The sequence below is a fragment of the Kaistia dalseonensis genome (assembly GCF_030814715.1).
Classification (GTDB): Bacteria; Pseudomonadota; Alphaproteobacteria; order Rhizobiales; family Kaistiaceae; genus Kaistia; species Kaistia dalseonensis.
On record NZ_JAUSVO010000003.1, the window covers coordinates 667,042 to 683,581 of the forward strand.

A 16,540-nucleotide genomic window follows, 5' to 3' on the forward strand; every position below is an offset into this window, starting at 1 on the left:
TGCGCAGTCCGGCGGCGGCGTGCCCGATCCGCCCTGAGATGTCATGAAGCGTCTTCTGGTCTTCGCTGCCGTCGCAGAGACAGCTACCGGCATCGCCCTGCTGATCGTGCCATCGCTGGTCGGGCACTTGCTGCTCGGCCAGCCGCTTGAAGGGGTCGCCGGCGATATCGCGCGCCTCGCCGGCATCGCGCTGACCGCGCTCGGCGTTGCGTGCTGGCCGGGGCCACCATTGCTCGGCATGCTGCTCTACAGCACTCTGGTGACGCTCGGACTGGCGCGGTTTGGCACGGCGGGCGGTCCTGTCGGCGTCCTGCTTTGGCCGGCGGTGGCGCTGCATCTTGTCCTGACGGTGTTGCTGGCGCTGGCATTTTGGCGCCGAAGGTAGCAGAGTAGAGTTCCCCATCGATGGAACTCAGGGTGCCTTACCCTTCGCCGTTCCATCAGCCGCCGATGCTGTTCGCAAAGAAGAAGGCGCAGTTGTTCGTCCGTGGGCGCCAGTAGACGATCGCTGCGACGAATTCGTCGGTGCGAATAGGCGGATCATCCAGTCATGGCGATGGTCCTGTTCTTTTCCATCCCACAGGGCGAGATTGGTGCAGCGAAAGCTCTGCGGGAAGGTCAGTCGGTCGACGCCGGCGAGTTCCGGATCGTCGGCCAGGACTTCGCTCAGGCGTTAAGCGGGATCCGGCTCGGAAGGTGATTCTTGTGGGTCGCCAGCCTGTCGAACTCAGCGCGAACAAGCTCATGGTGGATACGCGACTTCCCGTCGATTGGGCCGGGCAGCGGCAGGCGCTCGGATTCGCATAGCCGGTCGATGACGGCGTAGCAGGCACGATCCTCGCCCCCCTCTGCATCGAGGCGTCAAGGCTCACTGAGCCCAATTCCGGCCATCGCTTCCAGCCAAGTGCGTTCATGGCCCTGTCACCGTCATCATGGCCTACCTGCCGCAAACTGTGCTCAGCGACGCTGTCGACCGCGGTCCGAAACCAACGTTCTTCTAAGCCTGACGATAGTGCCGGACCGCCGTCTTCTAACGCCTCGCCCGCCCGGACCGGCCAGCACGCAGTCCACGAAACGCCCAGTCCCGGTCCGACCGAGCTTTGGTACTGCCGAAAGCCGGCGGGGAGGCACGGCCGAGAAAGCGGCACAGAATCGGCGGGGAAAAGGTCTCGCGAACCCCCGCCGGTGATGAGGCAGCCGCAAGCCGCGGAAATGTCGGGCCAATTCGCAGCGTCAAAAGACAAAAAGAATAACAATATCAATGGGTTAGTTGATGGCGGAGGGAGCGGGATTCGAACTAAACTCTGATTGGGCGCAAAATCCAAGCGTTCAGCAGCTTTCAGAGGAGGTTGGTTCGGGCGTCTGGTGCTTTTTCTGGTACAAAAGCTGGTACGCAGAGGCCGTATTGTCGAACACGAATTATATACGCTCGATTCGCCACAGCTTCCAGGACCGCTTGACGGCCGCCGACATGCCCGATCGCCTGCAGGCCGACTTGATGGGCCACAAGTTCAACCGTCCCCGCTATGGCGAAGGACCGACACTCGAGCACAAGCTCGAATGGTTGAAGCGGGTCAACGTCAGCGACGTCGAAGATGCATCTGCAGCCGCAAATTGGGAGATCCGGCAGTAGGTCAGATTGAATTCGGAAGGCACCGAATACCAGCAGAGCTCTCCGGGAGCGGGAAACGATCCGAAAGCGGACTGGGCATTAGCCGAAGAAATTTCGAGAATTCCGATTGCGCTAGTCATTCGTCCTTGCGCTCTTTCTGGTCCTATCGAGCCTGTTGCCTGACATTCTGATCACATAGACCCTTGGCACCGTAACTTCGTCTAGCGACCTGTACGAACGTCGGCGTGTAAGCGTCCAATCGCCGCCGTGCGACCGAACCGGACATTCGTATTCTGGTTGCGCTGCATGTTGCCCCAAGGATGAGGGTCACAACCCCATCCGTCCGACGCTATGGTCAACGGCTTCTCGCTAATCGCCTGACGCCAAGACATCTGGACTCGATATCGAACGCAGACGTTTGCTGTCTTTGGCCGGCGAAGCCCCAAACAGTCGTCTGTACTCTCGGCTAAATTGGGAGACGCTCTCATATCCAACGAAGAAAGCAGCACTGGCAATGTCATCTTGCAAGACAAGCATTCGCCGGCGGGCCTCATGAAGGCGAATTTGCTTCTGATATTGGATCGGAGACAACGTCGTCACAGCCTTAAAGTGTTTATGAAATACTGAAACACTCATCCCAGCGACTCTGGCGAGATCCTCGACACCAATCGATGAGTTATACTTCTCTCGTATCCATGCCATTGATGTTCGAATTCGGGAGAGGCGGCTGTTGGAATTGGCGATTTGTTGCAGGAGCGCTCCTTGGGGACCATTGAGCAGTCGGAAAATGATCTCCCGCTCTATTAATGGCGCGAGCACAGATATTTCTTCCGGTCTGTTGAGCAGGTCGCTCATTCTTCGCCACGCATCCAAGAGATGCGGATCCGCCGAATTGACCGCAAATCCACACGCCACGGAGGCCTCTGCTACGCTGGGCGTTTCCAGCAGCACTGATGCAATGATCGCCGGATCGAGATAGAAATTGATGGCGAGGTAAGGCCGATCGCTGCTCGCTTCGGCGATCTGGCCAAGGGCCGGAACTTCGATTGCTGCGACGAAGTACTCGCCTTCTTTGTATTTCAGCACCGTGTCGCCGATCAGAACGCGCTTCGCGCCCTGGAGGACGAGGCAGAGAACCGGCACATAGAGTACCGGAACCAGCTCTGTAGCCATTGCCTGGCGCAGGAACTCGAACCGCGCGATGGGCGTGACCGTCTTCTGCTTGGTCGAGTGTTGCAGCGCCAAGCGCCGCAGTTCTTCAAGTGTGCTCATCTCCCTAGGGTAGTGCAACCTCCCGACCAAACACAACGTATCGAGAGAATTAGGCAAGATGTCAGGATAATTGGGCACGTGCCAACGATCCCGAAGACCTACCGTTAAGCTAGAGGCTGCCGACATGGCGCAAGGGGCCGTTCGTCGGGCGCTTATGTTTCGATGTCCAGAAGGGAGAAGTGCGGTGCGCGTACTCATGGCATTTGTAGCAGGTCTGCTCGCGGCCTCGGTCGCCTGGCCGGCCGCGGCGCAGGACGATTTGGCAACACTGTCGGATGAGTTTGACGGCGGCAGCCTGAGCGGTTGGACTTGGTTTCATGAAGCGTATGGCTGGCCGAACAAAGTCAAGAAGGTGGATGTTGGGGTCACAACGCCCGGTACTCTGCATATCGAGCCATACCATTCGGGTTGGATCTATGACCTGAACGCGCCGTTTCTCTTCCGCGAAGTCCATGGCGACTTCGATGTTCGTGCTCGTGTGAGGGTGCGCGGAGCGGAAAAGGCAATTGCTGGAGGTACATGGTCTTTGGGCGGCCTGATGGCGCGTGTTCCAAACAAATTGGACTCAAAGACCTGGGTGCCGCGTTCCGAGAACTGGCATTTCCTTACCACCGGCGTTGGATATGTGGCTGGTCAGCAGATGACGGAGGCGAAGTCGACCTTCAACAGCTACTCCTCCTTGAAGTTGCGACCATTCCCCAGCGGCTGGGTGGAGTTGCGCATGGTGCGAGTCGGTGTGTCGATCATCGTCATGGCGCGCCCGGAAGGCGAGACGGCTTGGCAGGTGCGTGACCGCTTCTATCGCATGGAGAGCAATCCGGTCATGCAGGTCGGTTTGAACGCCTACACCATCAGTGACAACGTCCCGATTGGCGCCGACAACCCTGACGTCGTCAACCGCACCGTAAACCGCGATGCGCCGGTAGACATGATATTGGAAGTCGACTGGATCCGCTTCTCTCGCCCGAAGGTGCAAGTGCCGCCAGACTGGTACACTCAGGTCAGCGCCAATCCACTGGCCGATCCTGGTCTGCCGGAAGCCGACCTCCTGGCCATGCTCGGCAACTGAGCAAGCGACAGCAAGAGCCCGATGGACCGAGCGCATGTTGGAGCCTTAGCGAATGGGCACAGTGCGCGATCAGGGAATGCACGATGAAGTACCGCAAACTTGGAAAAGACGGCCCGGTTGTTTCTGCGATCGGCTACGGCGCGATGGGTGTGTCAATAGCATATGGATCGAGCGATGACGCCCAAAGTGTCGAGACGATCAAGCATGCCTACGAGCGGGGTGTGACTCTTTTTGACACGGCCGAGATGTATGGCTGGGGCGAAAACGAAAAGATCGTGGGCGAGGCGGTGAAGGGCTTTCGCGACGACATCGTTATCGCCACCAAGTTCGGTTTCACCCACGATTTCGGCACCGACAGCCGGCCGGACCACATCCGCGAAGTCGCCGATAACAGTCTCCGCAATCTCGGAATAGAGCAGATCGATATACTCTACCAGCACCGGGTCGATCCGAACGTGCCGATCGAGGATGTCGCCGGCACCGTTCGTGATCTGATCGAAGCCGGCAAGGTCAAATATTTCGGCCTCAGCGAGGCTGGCGCCGCCACAATCCGTCGGGCACATGCCGTTCAGCCCGTCACCGCCCTGCAAACCGAATATTCAGTGTTCGAGCGTGAGGTTGAATCTCTGCTTCCAACACTTCGCGAGCTCGGAATTGGTTTCGTCGCCTACTCTCCGCTCGGCCGGGGCTTCTTGACAGGAGCCGTCAAGCCCGCAGCCGAGTACGAGAGCAACGACATGCGGCGCTTCGATCCGCGTTGGCAGCCAGGCAATTTTGAGCGGAACATGGAAGCGGTACGGCAGCTCACTGAACTTGCGAGGGCCAAACGCGCAACCGTTTCGCAATTGGCGCTTGCATGGCTTCTCGCACAGGGTGACGACATCGTGCCAATTCCGGGAACGCGCCGCAAAGACCGCCTGGATGAGAACATTGCGTCTGTCGACTTAGACCTGACGCCCGAGGATCTGGCGAGGATCGTGGAAATTCTGCCAGACGGTGGCGCCGGAGCGCGATACGTTCCATCCATGCTCCCCACATGGATTTGATCAAGGAGCCTTGCTCTAACCGGCCGACCGCTCAGGGCGCCATGCACAGTCCTCAAGAAAGACGGCGTTGGGCCAACAGGAGGCAATTGATCGCGAGGCGATGCATGTCCTCCATCGAACAGATCTGGCATTCAAACTCACCCTCCACTTAACTGCCGGCAATTTTTGCGGGGATCGGATTTGCGTGATACGATTGTATAGTTGCCGTCACCGCACCCGGTTCTCCCCGCCAAGGAGGGCCTACCGATTCCGTCTTCAGCCGCACACGTCGCCGGCACCCAGCGCGCTTATGCAAGCTCCCCCAGCCGGGAACACGCCAGACTTCTGCGGGATGGCTGCGCCAAGCTTCTCTATAGGGCTATCCTGACCCTTGCAGCGCAGCCCGATCGCGAGCGTGGCTGGCTGAGCAGCCCACGCTCATGCATGCCGGAGCACGTGCGCGAAGCCGTCGAGTCGTTCGGCTGGCAGGCCGCGCGGGCAGCGCGGTTCTCTCCTGAGCCCAAGGACATCGATCATTATCTCGACGTGCTCGCCTGGCTGTCCTGGCTTGGCCGGCAGAACGATGGGGCGCGCAATGTGCGGATCATCACCGCACGAGCGTTCGGCACGCCAACATGGAAGCTGGCCGCGAAATTCGGCAAACATGACGAGACCATCCGCCGATGGGAGAATGCCGCGATCGACGACATCGTCCGGCAGTTTCACGAAGAGATTGTCAAGATCGGCATGAAATGAACCATTTCTTGCACAGCCATGGATTATGGCGTCTCTCATAACGAGATGCTTCGCCAGAGGGCAGTGCAATGACCATAAAGCCGGACTTCACCAGCCGCGCCCTATACACCATCGGATATGAAGGCAGCGTACTGGCCGACTTCGTGGCTACGCTAGCCCTTCGTCACATAGAACTCGTCGTCGACGTGCGGGACGTACCGATCTCGCGAAAGCCTGGCTTTTCAAAACGCGCGCTAGAGTCTCAATTGGCTGCAGCAGGAATTGACTATTTGCACATCAGGTCTCTCGGCGACCCCAAGGCAGGTAGGATCGCAGCGCGAGAGGGTCGGTTCGACGAGTTCCGATCGATCTATTCACAACATTTGACAACGGATGCAGCACAACTCGGATTGGATAGTGCAATTGCTGCTGCAACCGGACGCTCGGCATGCTTACTCTGCTTTGAACGCGATTTTTCAAATTGTCATCGTCGAATGGTTGCGGATGCGATGACGCGTAGGGCGGGATTTGTCGTTACGCACCTCGGCGTCAAAGCAGGTTTGGCCATGACGATCGAGAAAGCGGACCGAGCGCTACATGACCGAGCAGAGCAAGTCGGGTTCCGATGAAGTCGTAATCCTTATCAAGGCAGCCCCCAACGCCACTGCCCGCGGGGAGACCGTCTGCTGCGCCGGCTTGGACATCTACGGGAATTGGCGGCGCCTCTATCCGATTGCGTTCCGTCGGCTCACCAAGGATCAGCAGTTCGGTAGATGGGACCAGATCAGATATAACTGGCGCAAACCGAAGGATGACGGGCGGTTCGAAAGTCAGCGCGTTGATCAGGATACGATCCGGATTTTGCGCGAGCTCAAGCAGTCGGAAAGAGCCAGTTTCGTCGATAAGGCAGTGGTTTCGAGCCTAGTCAAAGAGCGCGAGCAAGGCAGAAGTCTAGCTGTCATCCGCCCTGAAATTCTGGGCTTCTCGTACGAGCGCAAACCTCAGGAGGAGTTCGACCGGGATCGTCGAAGTTTTGAGCTGCTGGCGCGTCAGGTCGATCTGTTCGCGAAGGAGTTGGCCGCGTATCAGCCCTGCCCTTACCGGTTCATCTACCGCTATCGGACCGAAGACGGCGATCGTCAGGGAACCTGCCAAGATTGGGAGATCGAAGCCACATTTTTCAGATGGTCGAGATTGTACGGCGAGCAGACCGCGCTGGAGCGCATGATAGAGAAGTTCGGCGTCGAATACCCTCGACTGGGGATGGTATTGGCCATGGGCACGCATTCGCGATATCCGGACGTCTGGCTTATCAACGGTGTCTTGCGTGTCGATCGATTGGCACAACCATCGCTGTTCTGATGTTTGAACTGTGGCCGCATCGGCAAACGCTGGTGGAGCATCAGAATGCCCCGCGTTCTTCATCCCCTGGCCGCCCTCACCCAGGCCGTCAGTTCAACCTCTCCCGGGCCCGGATAGGTTACGAGATCGAGCGTCCGAAGGGAGCCGAGCACGTTTCGCAAATGTCCGCTGGAGGCGTTCCAGCCGGCTCGGCGTGCGAGTTCGACACGCGTCAGGCAGCCGTCATCCGATCGCAGCAGAACGCCGAGCGCATCCCTCTGCGGCCCGGACAGTATCGCACTCACCCGCTCGATGACGCCAATGCTCGAATCCGCTTCAGGTGCGGCGGAACGGCCCGCGTCCGTCATCGATACTCGCCCCTCGGCCGGATAGTCGACCAGCCCGGCTGCACGCAGTGAACCGGCAATATTCCTGAGGTGTCCCGACGTGACCTTCCATCCCGCGACCGCGGCGATCTGTGCGCGCGTCGGCATGGGCTCGCCGAGCTCGGCCCAGAACACCAGCGCCTCGAGCAGCTGCCGCTGCGGCCCGGACAAGCTTGATGAAGCATCCGCCGCCTTTCGGCGCACCGGCGCGGCAGCCGGTCGGAGTGGCTCGACGATCGCCGGTGCCGCATCAACCGGCAAACTTGCCGCTTGCTCGCTGGCGCCGAGCCGAGTGGTCGCGAGGAGAAGATCGGCGATCAGATCATGGTCGCGCTCGCCAGGGACATTGCGAAACCCCGCAATGTCCCGGAGCAGCGACGTCGCAGCGGCTTTCCAGCCGACGGTGACACCCGTGCGCGCCCCTTCGGCGTAGCCTCGCTCATAGCCTCGCTGCTCGATCGACGCCTTTTCCAGCTCGATCACCTCGGGCGCAATGCGAGCGCTGGTCGGCGCAACATCCGGCGCCGCAGGCGCGGCGGCCGAACCGAGCGCATCGCGGATCGCGGAAATATCAACCGTCGCCGCAGCCCTCGCCTCAACCAGGCGCTCGCCCGGCTCCGGCGTGCGCGACGTGTCGAGCGTTCGGATCGCCGGAAAATGGACCCGTCGCAGCACATCGGCCGCCGGGGACCAGATCCACCCTTCGCCGCGCGCCAGCTTCGGCAGGCTGGCCTGAACGACCTTGGCAGCGCCCTCGTCGGCGTTACCCTTGATCCAGCCCTCAAGCGCCTTCCGATCTTGTGGCGATGTCAGCTGCATCGAGACCAGCGTCGAGATCTGGGACAAGACGGACTTGTCCAGGACCGCCGGCCGCTGCGTGATCGTCATCAGCCTGAAGCCCTTCACGCGGCCGCGCCGCGCGATCTTGTCGACAGCGCCCTTCAGCCGCTCGGCGCCCGGCGTCGGGTTCTGAGGTGCAAAGGCGTCCGCCTCGTCGAGAACCAGATGCAGTACCTCCCGATTTCGGGCGAAGAGCTCCTCGAAGAACGCCGTCAGAAATCGATTGGTTTCGCCGCCGGTCATGTCCGCGGTGACCACGATCGCCGCCGGCGCCACGCCTCGCGCGATCAGGCTACCCAGCTGTCCGCCCATGGTCGGATTGATCGGGACGTCGGCATGATCGCCGCCAAAGATCACGACCGGGAATGCCGGCGCGACGCCATCGGCGCTGGTGCGCAGGCCATGCCAGACATCGAGCGGATCGACAATGCAGACGCGGCGGCCGAGCTCGAGCAGCAGCTCGACAGCACCCTTCGCCACATAGGTCTTGCCGGAGCCCGTCGTGCCGATGATGGCGAGCGGCGTATCCAGCAGCGCCGTCGGCAGGCCCGATTCCTCGGTCGTCGTCATCGGCTTGGGCTCCAGTAGACCGGGATCATGTCGTCAGGGACGCGATTGCGCCCCCGCGAAAGCGTGTGACGTGGCGAGCCATCTGCATTCGTGCCGAGGCAATGCCAGGCGATCGGACACCCGAGAGCGCGCTCGACCATCGCGAGCCACCGGGCCAGATCATCGGGCTCGGCGCCGTTGCCCCAGGCCGCAATGAAGAGGTCGCAGCCGGCGATCGCCGCAGCGGCCCGCTCGGCCGCGTCGCGAAGGACAATGTCGTTCCGGCCGAGCCGCTTGCGCCACTCCGCGAGTGCGACAGGCGAAGGCGAGCGGAACGGATAGACGTTGACCTTGACCAGCGATCCGAACCCCCACCGAAAGCTGAAGCCCATTTCGCGCAGCATGGTCGGGTCGTCGATGGACCCGTCGGCGCGCGAGGGATTGAGGCCGCACCAGGCGACGCATGGACCATCGGCCCATCGCCTGCGAAGCGACCAGCGCAGTTCGTTGTCGGCGCCACCGATCAGGGCGGTCCGCTCGATCGGTTCGGCTGGCCTGGTCGCCGATCTATCAGGCGGGAACGTCAGCGCGAGTTGACCCGGCAACATTATGCGACCCGCTGATGCTCGGACCGGTTCATGTCGATCTCCTCTGGATCGCCCGGCACCAACCGCCGCAAAGCCGTTCGTGTTTGGGGTCCTCGTGACAGACGAACGGCGATCGCGACCGGACGCATGCCTGATAGTCGCGCCGCGTATGCAGGCTCGTCGATGCTTCGCTGCCCTTACGGGCCGCGCAGCCCCCGCAGACCGACGGCAGCGCCGATTCCTTGGTTCGCTGGATGGCGCGAAGCTGCTGGCGCGGCAGTGACGGCCGCGCCCGGGGAACATAGGACAGGCAGGTGACCCCGGCGCCGGGGTCCGTGACCCATCCACCTTCGGGCCAGGCGCCGCCGGACGCCATCTCGATCATGCCCTCGATGACCGCGCAACCGCCTTGCAGGTCGCAATGGCCGCACAGCATTTGATAGCAATTGGGCCAGTCGCTCCGCACTGGGCTATAGGGCGCACGCAGCGGCGCCGGCGAGCTGACCATCGCCCTCATGACTGCACCCGCAACAGACCGAGACGGCCGGCGGCTGCGAAGATGACGCCATAGGGCTGGCGCATCATGGCGGCCACGCTGGTCAGTCGAACGCCGCGCCGCAGGAGAGAGGCGAGTTGGGCGTCGTCACCTTCCGCCCATGGGCGTTCGGCTCCGCGATCGTGCAGCGTCGCCTGCATGCGGCGCACAGGGCCGAAGCGGCGTGGCTCGTCGCCCGGCGGCCGCCGCGCAAAGGCGGGAACGGCAATGCCGGAGCTCCGGGCCTTTCGCAGCACGCCATAAATCGTCTCGATCGAGATCCGCATGGTCTCGGCGATGACGACGGGCGGCCGCCCCGCCAACGCATGCTCGACGATCTCGGCGTCGCGTGCCTCGCGCCACGGGCGTCCCGAACTGGATGCGGATATGGGAGAGCCACGCATCAGCCTGCCCTCCCCGGCCCGGCATAATGGGCGGTTCGGAACTCGGGCGGCAGCCAGCCGGTGCCTGGAACGTTGGCGATGGCAAAGGCGACCACGTCCCCCTTCTTCATCTTCGCCGTCTTGACCTGGTCTTCGGCGAAGCCGGCTTCGTGAATCGCCTGGGCGACCAGCGGCTTGCTGATCCCCCCGAAATAATCCGCGGCGTCGAATGTCTGGCGGATCGCCCCCTCGAGCCGCTCGCCGTTCATCGCGCCGAGCAGCGCGGCAATGCCCTCGTTGGCGAGTGGCGGCTGGTCGACGGACATTCGTTGCAGATCCACCGCACGTGCGGCGATGCCGGCGGCGACCGCGAAGAGTTCGCCGTCCGTCATCGCAGACAGCCTGGCGAAGATCGCGCCAAAGGTCTCGACACTTTCGGGTCGCCGGGTCACACGGCCATAGCCGTTGCGCTGCACGCGGATCGGGTCGCTGTAGGCCTCGTGCGACAGAAACCCCGACAGCAGGGCGACGAGACCGACGCGCGGCTCCTCGGCGATCGCCTGTTGCGTCGCCTCGGTCAGCTTGATCGAAAGGCGATGCATCATCGCATTGGAGATCGTCGGCACTTTCGACTCCGCACCGCCGGCATCCTCGGCCGCCGATGCCGATGCAGTGGCCTTGGCCGGTTTCACCACGCCAGGTCGCAGATCGAGATGTCCCGCGCCGTCCAGCCTGACGATGACGCCAGAAGCCTCCCGCTCTTCGTCCGTATATGGTCGCAGCTGCAGTTCGCGCTTGAGCTCGCGCAGTTCCTGGATGTCGTCCTCCGACGCCGTTCCGGTCTCGACGCGCTCGTTGAGCTCGGCCCTCAAGGCCAGTTCTGCCTGCGAGCCCCGCGCCGGGGCTTTTTCCGTCCTCGACCAGCCGTAATACGCCGACGGCGGCAGTTCCCAGTCGAGCTCCGCCCAGGACCAGCCCTCGCCGATCAGCCGTTCGCATTCCGCCTTCAGCTTGGCCTGCATCAGGTCCTTGAGCAGGCCGGGATCCGATATGGCGTGGTTGGTGCCGAACAGGTCCTCGACCAGCGATCCGCCGGCGGCGAGGTAAGCCCGCTTGCCGACGAACTGCAGATTCTGGATCGCCGCCCGATCGCCGGCGCCGAACTGCGCGCGGATGACCTCCGGCCAGAAGCGTCCGGCCTTCGCCAGCTGTTCGTAGACCGCATCCTGCTCGGCAAGCGACGGCGCGAGCGTGAAGGCGCGCACGCAGTCCATTTCGTTGCGACTATCGCCGAAGGCACCCGCGCGCCAGGCGTCGATGATATTCGGCGAGAGCCGGCCGAGCGCGAGCATGCGGCTGACATTGCGGGGATCGATGCCGAACCGGCGCGCGATGTCGGCCTCGCCGAGCCCATCTTCCGCGAGTGCCATGAAGGCGACGTATTCGTCGGCCGGATGCAGGGCCTCGCGGATCACATTGGCGGCGAGCGATATTTCCTTCGCATCCGCGCCCGCGGCGATCTCCTCGCATTTGACGGGATGATCGGCGCGAATACTCCCCTCCTTCGCGAGCAGGAAGAACCCGGCCAGGCGACGGTTGCCGTCGCTGACGAAAATTCCGCCCTCGAGCGATTTGACGACGAGCGGATGGATCTGACCATGCGCCTGCAGCGAGGCCGCCATGCCGTCGATATCGTCATTACGGCCCTTGGTTCGCGCATTGATCGGCGGGTCGGCCTCATGGCCGAAGCGGAGAAGGTTGAGCGGGATCAGCGTCGATGCTTCGGCCATTTCAGATCGCCTCCACGCCGGCGGCCGCGGCGACGGACGAGGCGAGCGCGTTGCGCAGGCGGCCGTCGCGGATCTCCTCGAAGTGCATGCCGACCCTGAAGGCCTGCTGGCTCATCTGCGGCGGCGCCGTCGCCGGCACGTCGTCGGTCGGCAGGAGCGCCGCGGCCGGCACGCCGAGCACCGTGGCCATCCGGACGAGCCGGCTCGCGCTGATCCTGTTCGTTCCCTTTTCGTATTTCTGGATCTGCTGGAACGTGATGCCGAGCTCGTCGCCGAGCTTCTCCTGGCTCATGCCGATGCTCATGCGCTGCAGGCGCACGCGACGGCCGACTTCGATGTCGATCGGGTCGATGGTCTTCTGGATCATGATGATCCCCTTGTTCGGGTGGAGATGCGGTCGGCCGCCGATGGCGTCGGCGAACGGCCGGGGCGAAAGACCGCGCTCAGAGGATGAGGCGCGCGGGAATGGCGACCGCGGCGTCGGTCGGAGGCGTGGTTTCGGTCAGCTCGCGCGCGAAGGTCTCGATGGCTGCTGGATCGAGCGATTGCGGCGATATCCGCGTGACCAGGCAGAGGACGGGAACCCCTGCATCGGTCTGCCCCTCCCAGATGCGGGCGGGAACGCCGTTCACGTCGATGAGCCGATCGGTGTTGCGGATGGTGATGTTCACAGGCTGTCACTCCAGTTCCAGAAGCCTTGGGCGCCGCGCGCGGGGGGGAAATGGAAATTCGAAGGGCCGGATGTCGGCCACCGGCGAGGTGAGCGCCTTCATCATCGCGGCAGCCAGAGCAGGAGCTCGATGCCGAGCCAGGCGGCGCCCACACCCGACACGGTCAGCAGCAGCGCGCCGGCAGGGTCGCGATGCAGTTCGCCGGCGAGCAGCGATCGGATCGGCACCGCGATGCAGGCCCCGGCGCAGCCGATCGCGCCGACGCTGATCGCGAAGGCGGCAAGTTGCAGCGATTGCGAAAATGCGGGCCCCGTCATGCTGAGCCTCCCGGCATGCGCTGCTCGACCAGCAGCCAGATTTTGCGGCAGCGTTCGTCGCCCGAGCGGATGAAATAGCGAAAGGGATCGTTGCGGAACTCGGCCCAGGCCGTGTGGTCATCCGGGCTGATGACGCCGACGCTGACCAGCTCGTGCATATCGATGCTCAGCAGGATCCGCAGCGCGTTGTGGAATTCGTGCATCCTCACTGCAGGCCTCCCGCGCATTCGATCGCCTCGCGCTTGCAGCGCTGCCAGAGCCAGATCATCAGCCGCGCCGCGCGCTCGGTCCGCTTGCGCCGAAGGATCCGCTTCGCGGCAGCAAAGACCGCGCGCCGATCACGCCTCACCGGCCGCCAATGGGTCGGACAGATCCATTCGTCGAGCGCGAGCGGCTTGCCATCGATGATGACCGGGGCCTCGTCGGCGCGCTTGGAACGCCGGCAGTGCGGGACGGCGCAGCGCAGGCGGTCAGTCATGCTGCACCTGCCCGGGAACCGCGTCGTGGATGCGCCCATCCAGCTGCCGTCCGGCGCGGGCTTTGCCGACCCGATGCATGATCGTCACGGGGAATCGGCCTTCGTCCTGCGCGCTTCGCATCTGACCGCCATTGGTCAGCCGATTGCCGTACCGATCGAGGCAGATGCCGCCTTGCACCCACGTGTCGCCCTTCGCGACCCACTGGCCGAAGTCGCGGAACTGGCGGAACACCATGTTTCCGGAGCTCATATGGATCGCCGCGCTGGCCCACTCGCCCCATTGCTTGAAGAAGAACGGCACGCCAGCGGCCGCGCATTGATCGCGGAGACTACGGACCCAGTCGGGATGCATCGGCCTTGCTTCTCGTCCGCTCTCGCCGCCGACGATCACCCAGTCGATGAATGGCAGGTAGCGCGCGATATCCATCGCGCCGAGCATCGGCTCGATCGACAAGCCGACCGTGCCGATGCTGAAGGCATGGCGAAGCGCAATCAGCTTGGGAATGTCGCGATCGGCTTCGGCCTGATTGACCACCGTGATCATCAGCCAGACATGAGCCGGCCAACGCCGGCGCCAATCCTGCGGCACCATGCGGTCGACATTGCCAATCCGTTTCGTCAGCATCTGCCAGTCCATGGCCTTGCAGTCGTTGACGACGTCGAACAGGTTCTCGCGCCAGATCGGGTCGACGGCCTTGTCGAAGACGTCCGCAAGCGAGGCACAGAAGACCTTGCTTCGGCGGCCCGACTGGATCGCCTCGCGGTTCCAGCGCCGTGGCTGGTTCCAGTTCTCGCGCGAGGTCAACCGGCGCGGCGCGCCCGGGCCCCAGTTCTGCGCTGTCCCGCCTCCGAAGCGCGCATTACGCGTCTCGGCGTAGCAGTGGTCACAGCCGTGCCCGACCTTCTGGCAACCCTCCCATGGATTGAAGGTGTGGTCCGTCCATAGAATGCCCGTCTGCTCGCCCATTACGCGCGCCCTCCATTGGCGTGGTCGACGGCGCAGCCCATGCAGATCCGCACGGGCGCTTTCGGTGCGTGCGGGCGGAAGACGATCGCCGTACCGCAATGCGCGCATTGGCCCCTCAGATCGTCCGAGAAATAGGGTCTGCCTTCGGGCAGCCGGTCGACCGGCACGCACACCAAAAATGCCGCCTTCTCCGCCGTCTCCTGGTCGACGATCTCGATCGCGACCAGATCGCCTGCCGGGTCTCCCGTCCTCATGGCCAGAGCCTCCCGACTGACGTCCAGATCAGCTCGCTGCCCAGGTAGATGGCGGCAACCGCGTTGATCAGCAGCAGCCACTGCGCCCAAAGCTGCATGAGGCGGCCGGAGCGGAGGACCGCCGTGCCGACGAACAGGCCGGACGACAAGTTCAGCCATCCGAGCAGGAAGCGGGCGACATCAAGCATGGCGACGACCTCCCTGACACGCCGAGCAGAGGTCCGGCTCGACCCAAGAACAGCCGAGGCCGCAGGCGTCATGTTCGGAGCAGCCGCAGGAACAGCAGACCGGCCCCAGTAGCGAGGGCAGCCGCATATGCCCGTCCGCCGCCAGTAATGCGTCATCCCCAATATGCTCACGGAACGCGGCAACGAGCCTCACGTCGAGCGCATCGACCGCCGCATCTGCCGCCCGGTCCTCCGCCGTCTGAATGGGCCCGTGCCCAGCCGCCTCCATGCAATGGAATGCCGCAACCAGCTCGAGCGCGATCGCGCCGATTTCGGCCTGCGCCGCCGGCGAGAGAGCCGCCCAGGCAACACTGCCGTTGAAACGCTCGGAAAGCGGCTTGTTCATCACCGCACCTCGATATTCGAGGCGCCGAAACGAGCCACCCAGTCGCGACGAAAATCGGTATCCGGCGAAAGCGTGCCGCGGACGATCTCGTTGATCGCCGCCTCGATCGTCTTCATCGCCTCGGCGTCGGACGGGCAAGCCAGCTGCGCGCCGAAATTGCTCGGAAACAACATCGCCGCACGCTGCTCGCCCGATATCTGGGGCGCGCGCGGCTTGTCCGGATCAAGGGCGAACAGCCAGAATTCATGCGTCGCGTCGGGCCGGTGGAGAATCGGTTGGAGCACCAGGGGATCCGGCCGCAGATGAACGAGGCCGACCAGATAGCTGTGCCAGACCGGATGTGCCCACGAGGCCTCGACGATCCAGGCCGCCACCGTGGTGTCGGGCCTGGCCTGGTCCAGGCGCCGTCTGACGCCGGCGAGATCGACCAGCCAGGCGCGGCCGCATGGGCCCTCCAAGGTGGGCGCCAAATTGACGGCGTCTGGTATCGCGGCGCCACGCTCGCTTGGTCCGGTTTCCTGAGCCCGAAACTCGACCATGGTCATTTCTCCCGATATCCGATGAGCAGAGGTGTCGGCCGGCCATTCTCGAGCCGGCGCTGGGCGCGCGCCTCGATCCGCGCCAGATGCGCGTCGACCGGGTCCGCGCTCCGGGGGCGAGGGTCCGAGGGCGAAGGTCGGTCCTTCGCGCGCGGATCAGCGGGTCGTGTCGCGGCATCCTGTTCGCGCTGTGCATCGCCGAGCGATTTGAGCAGATAGGCGAGTTCGTTGGTGTCGGTGACCTCAAGCTCGATCTTGAGCGAGACGGGCCCGGTGCCCCGGCTCGATTGCGAGAAGGTCTTGAGCCGCGTGCCGAAGCCCCAGTAGAAGCCGGTCATGGCTGGGCTCCTCGACGTCGTGCACTTTCACGTGCAGGCCCCGTGAACCGCTGCCATTCGTTGCGGAATGTGCTAGCTCTGGCTTGTGGCCCGATCATCGCGAGACGGTCCGGCCGAGCAAATTGGTCCGTTCCTGCAACAAAGAGGTTGTCGAAATGGGTTCTGCTCTGATTTCGTCCGGCTATCGCCCCATGCCGGTTCCCGATGAAGCTCCGGTCGAGCCCAAGCCCGTGGAATAGTGCTTTCAACGGCTTGCTGAGAATAAGTGCCGGCCCGCTC

The 16,540-nt window shown here is 63.3% G+C and carries 25 protein-coding genes; 8 read left to right on the forward strand and 17 right to left on the reverse strand.

Features of this window, described 5'->3' with window-relative positions; genetic code table 11:
• Window positions 1–43 precede the first annotated feature (43 nt).
• From QO014_RS13610 to QO014_RS13620, 3 genes are all read left to right on the forward strand, one after another.
• Entirely contained in the window at window positions 44–385 is a 342-nt protein-coding gene (locus tag QO014_RS13610) for a hypothetical protein (protein ID WP_266349238.1), read from the forward strand.
• 165 nt (window positions 386–550) lie between these two features.
• Entirely contained in the window at window positions 551–700 is a 150-nt protein-coding gene (locus QO014_RS13615; protein WP_266349239.1) for a hypothetical protein, read from the forward strand.
• Window positions 701–1,273: 573 nt separating this feature from the next.
• Window positions 1,274–1,633: a hypothetical protein gene (locus tag QO014_RS13620; RefSeq protein ID WP_266349240.1), complete on the forward strand. Its 360-nt coding sequence runs from the start codon at window positions 1,274–1,276 to the stop codon at window positions 1,631–1,633.
• Between the two features lie 348 nt (window positions 1,634–1,981).
• On the opposite strand, the gene QO014_RS13625 is transcribed toward QO014_RS13620, so the two are convergent.
• Window positions 1,982–2,884: an AraC family transcriptional regulator gene (locus tag QO014_RS13625; protein WP_266349241.1), complete on the reverse strand. Its 903-nt coding sequence runs from the start codon at window positions 2,882–2,884 to the stop codon at window positions 1,982–1,984.
• A 184-nt stretch (window positions 2,885–3,068) separates the two neighbouring features.
• Between QO014_RS13625 and QO014_RS13630 the strand changes: the two genes are divergently transcribed.
• The 5 genes from QO014_RS13630 to QO014_RS13650 all read left to right on the forward strand — a co-directional run bounded on the left by QO014_RS13630 (window position 3,069) and on the right by QO014_RS13650 (window position 7,075).
• Window positions 3,069–3,953: a DUF1349 domain-containing protein gene (locus QO014_RS13630; RefSeq protein WP_266349242.1), complete on the forward strand. Its 885-nt coding sequence runs from the start codon at window positions 3,069–3,071 to the stop codon at window positions 3,951–3,953.
• Window positions 3,954–4,036: 83 nt separating this feature from the next.
• Window positions 4,037–4,999, forward strand: a complete 963-nt coding sequence (locus QO014_RS13635; protein WP_266349243.1) for an aldo/keto reductase — start codon at window positions 4,037–4,039, stop codon at window positions 4,997–4,999.
• Between the two features lie 423 nt (window positions 5,000–5,422).
• The gene (locus QO014_RS24580) at window positions 5,423–5,734 is read left to right on the forward strand and encodes a DUF6362 family protein (RefSeq protein WP_323181239.1); all 312 of its coding nucleotides are present in this window, start codon (window positions 5,423–5,425) and stop codon (window positions 5,732–5,734) included.
• A 68-nt stretch (window positions 5,735–5,802) separates the two neighbouring features.
• Window positions 5,803–6,342, forward strand: coding sequence for a DUF488 domain-containing protein (locus tag QO014_RS13645; protein WP_266349245.1), 540 nt, complete (start codon window positions 5,803–5,805; stop codon window positions 6,340–6,342).
• Window positions 6,311–7,075 (forward strand): DUF8758 domain-containing protein, encoded by a 765-nt coding sequence (locus QO014_RS13650; RefSeq protein WP_266349246.1) that lies wholly within the window; start codon window positions 6,311–6,313, stop codon window positions 7,073–7,075. Before QO014_RS13645 ends, QO014_RS13650 begins: the two co-directional genes overlap by 32 nt.
• Window positions 7,076–7,134: 59 nt before the next feature.
• Here the strand turns inward: QO014_RS13650 and QO014_RS13655 are convergent, their stop codons facing one another.
• The 16 genes from QO014_RS13655 to QO014_RS13730 all read right to left on the reverse strand — a co-directional run bounded on the left by QO014_RS13655 (window position 7,135) and on the right by QO014_RS13730 (window position 16,261).
• Window positions 7,135–8,850, reverse strand: coding sequence for a hypothetical protein (locus QO014_RS13655; RefSeq protein ID WP_266349247.1), 1,716 nt, complete (start codon window positions 8,848–8,850; stop codon window positions 7,135–7,137).
• Window positions 8,847–9,437 carry a DUF1643 domain-containing protein gene (locus QO014_RS13660; RefSeq protein WP_266349248.1) on the reverse strand — a complete coding sequence of 197 codons (591 nt, stop codon included), beginning with the start codon at window positions 9,435–9,437 and terminating at the stop codon, window positions 8,847–8,849. Before QO014_RS13660 ends, QO014_RS13655 begins: the two co-directional genes overlap by 4 nt.
• A gap of 28 nt (window positions 9,438–9,465) precedes the next feature.
• On the reverse strand, window positions 9,466–9,924 hold the full coding sequence (locus QO014_RS13665) for a hypothetical protein (RefSeq protein WP_266349249.1): 459 nt from the start codon (window positions 9,922–9,924) through the stop codon (window positions 9,466–9,468).
• 5 nt (window positions 9,925–9,929) lie between these two features.
• Window positions 9,930–10,355, reverse strand: a complete 426-nt coding sequence (locus QO014_RS13670; RefSeq protein ID WP_266349250.1) for a hypothetical protein — start codon at window positions 10,353–10,355, stop codon at window positions 9,930–9,932.
• On the reverse strand, window positions 10,355–12,124 hold the full coding sequence (locus tag QO014_RS13675; protein WP_266349251.1) for a ParB/RepB/Spo0J family partition protein: 1,770 nt from the start codon (window positions 12,122–12,124) through the stop codon (window positions 10,355–10,357). Before QO014_RS13675 ends, QO014_RS13670 begins: the two co-directional genes overlap by 1 nt.
• A 1-nt stretch (window position 12,125) precedes the next feature.
• Entirely contained in the window at window positions 12,126–12,491 is a 366-nt protein-coding gene (locus tag QO014_RS13680; RefSeq protein ID WP_266349252.1) for a helix-turn-helix domain-containing protein, read from the reverse strand.
• A 76-nt stretch (window positions 12,492–12,567) separates the two neighbouring features.
• The gene (locus tag QO014_RS13685) at window positions 12,568–12,795 is read right to left on the reverse strand and encodes a hypothetical protein (protein ID WP_266349253.1); all 228 of its coding nucleotides are present in this window, start codon (window positions 12,793–12,795) and stop codon (window positions 12,568–12,570) included.
• Between the two features lie 101 nt (window positions 12,796–12,896).
• Window positions 12,897–13,112, reverse strand: coding sequence for a hypothetical protein (locus QO014_RS13690; RefSeq protein ID WP_266349254.1), 216 nt, complete (start codon window positions 13,110–13,112; stop codon window positions 12,897–12,899).
• The gene (locus tag QO014_RS13695) at window positions 13,109–13,315 is read right to left on the reverse strand and encodes a hypothetical protein (RefSeq protein WP_266349255.1); all 207 of its coding nucleotides are present in this window, start codon (window positions 13,313–13,315) and stop codon (window positions 13,109–13,111) included. The genes QO014_RS13690 and QO014_RS13695 overlap by 4 nt, the downstream gene beginning before the upstream one ends.
• 2 nt (window positions 13,316–13,317) lie before the next feature.
• On the reverse strand, window positions 13,318–13,590 hold the full coding sequence (locus tag QO014_RS13700) for a hypothetical protein (RefSeq protein WP_266349256.1): 273 nt from the start codon (window positions 13,588–13,590) through the stop codon (window positions 13,318–13,320).
• Window positions 13,583–14,557, reverse strand: a complete 975-nt coding sequence (locus QO014_RS13705) for a phage Gp37/Gp68 family protein (RefSeq protein ID WP_266349257.1) — start codon at window positions 14,555–14,557, stop codon at window positions 13,583–13,585. Before QO014_RS13705 ends, QO014_RS13700 begins: the two co-directional genes overlap by 8 nt.
• A complete protein-coding gene (locus QO014_RS13710) occupies window positions 14,557–14,811 on the reverse strand; it encodes a hypothetical protein (protein ID WP_266349258.1) in 255 nt (84 codons plus the stop codon). Before QO014_RS13710 ends, QO014_RS13705 begins: the two co-directional genes overlap by 1 nt.
• Window positions 14,808–14,999 carry a hypothetical protein gene (locus tag QO014_RS13715; RefSeq protein ID WP_266349259.1) on the reverse strand — a complete coding sequence of 64 codons (192 nt, stop codon included), beginning with the start codon at window positions 14,997–14,999 and terminating at the stop codon, window positions 14,808–14,810. The genes QO014_RS13710 and QO014_RS13715 overlap by 4 nt, the downstream gene beginning before the upstream one ends.
• Window positions 14,992–15,384 (reverse strand): hypothetical protein, encoded by a 393-nt coding sequence (locus tag QO014_RS13720; protein ID WP_266349260.1) that lies wholly within the window; start codon window positions 15,382–15,384, stop codon window positions 14,992–14,994. The genes QO014_RS13715 and QO014_RS13720 overlap by 8 nt, the downstream gene beginning before the upstream one ends.
• Entirely contained in the window at window positions 15,384–15,923 is a 540-nt protein-coding gene (locus tag QO014_RS13725; RefSeq protein ID WP_266349261.1) for a hypothetical protein, read from the reverse strand. Before QO014_RS13725 ends, QO014_RS13720 begins: the two co-directional genes overlap by 1 nt.
• Before the next feature lie 2 nt (window positions 15,924–15,925).
• Window positions 15,926–16,261 carry a hypothetical protein gene (locus QO014_RS13730; protein ID WP_266349262.1) on the reverse strand — a complete coding sequence of 112 codons (336 nt, stop codon included), beginning with the start codon at window positions 16,259–16,261 and terminating at the stop codon, window positions 15,926–15,928.
• Window positions 16,262–16,540 lie beyond the last annotated feature (279 nt).

Coding starts and splice junctions, on each gene's coding strand:
- QO014_RS13655 (WP_266349247.1), bottom strand. CDS start 8,850: ATGACGACGACCGAGGAATCGGGCCTGCCGACGGCGCTGCTGGATACG.
- QO014_RS13615 (WP_266349239.1), top strand. CDS start 551: ATGGCGATGGTCCTGTTCTTTTCCATCCCACAGGGCGAGATTGGTGCA.
- QO014_RS13645 (WP_266349245.1), top strand. CDS start 5,803: ATGACCATAAAGCCGGACTTCACCAGCCGCGCCCTATACACCATCGGA.
- QO014_RS13650 (WP_266349246.1), top strand. CDS start 6,311: ATGACCGAGCAGAGCAAGTCGGGTTCCGATGAAGTCGTAATCCTTATC.
- QO014_RS13730 (WP_266349262.1), bottom strand. CDS start 16,261: ATGACCGGCTTCTACTGGGGCTTCGGCACGCGGCTCAAGACCTTCTCG.
- QO014_RS13690 (WP_266349254.1), bottom strand. CDS start 13,112: ATGACGGGGCCCGCATTTTCGCAATCGCTGCAACTTGCCGCCTTCGCG.
- QO014_RS13725 (WP_266349261.1), bottom strand. CDS start 15,923: ATGGTCGAGTTTCGGGCTCAGGAAACCGGACCAAGCGAGCGTGGCGCC.
- QO014_RS13680 (WP_266349252.1), bottom strand. CDS start 12,491: ATGATCCAGAAGACCATCGACCCGATCGACATCGAAGTCGGCCGTCGC.
- QO014_RS13625 (WP_266349241.1), bottom strand. CDS start 2,884: ATGAGCACACTTGAAGAACTGCGGCGCTTGGCGCTGCAACACTCGACC.
- QO014_RS13720 (WP_266349260.1), bottom strand. CDS start 15,384: ATGAACAAGCCGCTTTCCGAGCGTTTCAACGGCAGTGTTGCCTGGGCG.
- QO014_RS13715 (WP_266349259.1), bottom strand. CDS start 14,999: ATGCTTGATGTCGCCCGCTTCCTGCTCGGATGGCTGAACTTGTCGTCC.
- QO014_RS13635 (WP_266349243.1), top strand. CDS start 4,037: ATGAAGTACCGCAAACTTGGAAAAGACGGCCCGGTTGTTTCTGCGATC.
- QO014_RS13695 (WP_266349255.1), bottom strand. CDS start 13,315: ATGCACGAATTCCACAACGCGCTGCGGATCCTGCTGAGCATCGATATG.
- QO014_RS13610 (WP_266349238.1), top strand. CDS start 44: ATGAAGCGTCTTCTGGTCTTCGCTGCCGTCGCAGAGACAGCTACCGGC.
- QO014_RS13660 (WP_266349248.1), bottom strand. CDS start 9,437: ATGTTGCCGGGTCAACTCGCGCTGACGTTCCCGCCTGATAGATCGGCG.
- QO014_RS13700 (WP_266349256.1), bottom strand. CDS start 13,590: ATGACTGACCGCCTGCGCTGCGCCGTCCCGCACTGCCGGCGTTCCAAG.
- QO014_RS13705 (WP_266349257.1), bottom strand. CDS start 14,557: ATGGGCGAGCAGACGGGCATTCTATGGACGGACCACACCTTCAATCCA.
- QO014_RS13675 (WP_266349251.1), bottom strand. CDS start 12,124: ATGGCCGAAGCATCGACGCTGATCCCGCTCAACCTTCTCCGCTTCGGC.
- QO014_RS13710 (WP_266349258.1), bottom strand. CDS start 14,811: ATGAGGACGGGAGACCCGGCAGGCGATCTGGTCGCGATCGAGATCGTC.
- QO014_RS13670 (WP_266349250.1), bottom strand. CDS start 10,355: ATGCGTGGCTCTCCCATATCCGCATCCAGTTCGGGACGCCCGTGGCGC.
- QO014_RS13665 (WP_266349249.1), bottom strand. CDS start 9,924: ATGGTCAGCTCGCCGGCGCCGCTGCGTGCGCCCTATAGCCCAGTGCGG.
- QO014_RS13620 (WP_266349240.1), top strand. CDS start 1,274: ATGGCGGAGGGAGCGGGATTCGAACTAAACTCTGATTGGGCGCAAAAT.
- QO014_RS24580 (WP_323181239.1), top strand. CDS start 5,423: ATGCCGGAGCACGTGCGCGAAGCCGTCGAGTCGTTCGGCTGGCAGGCC.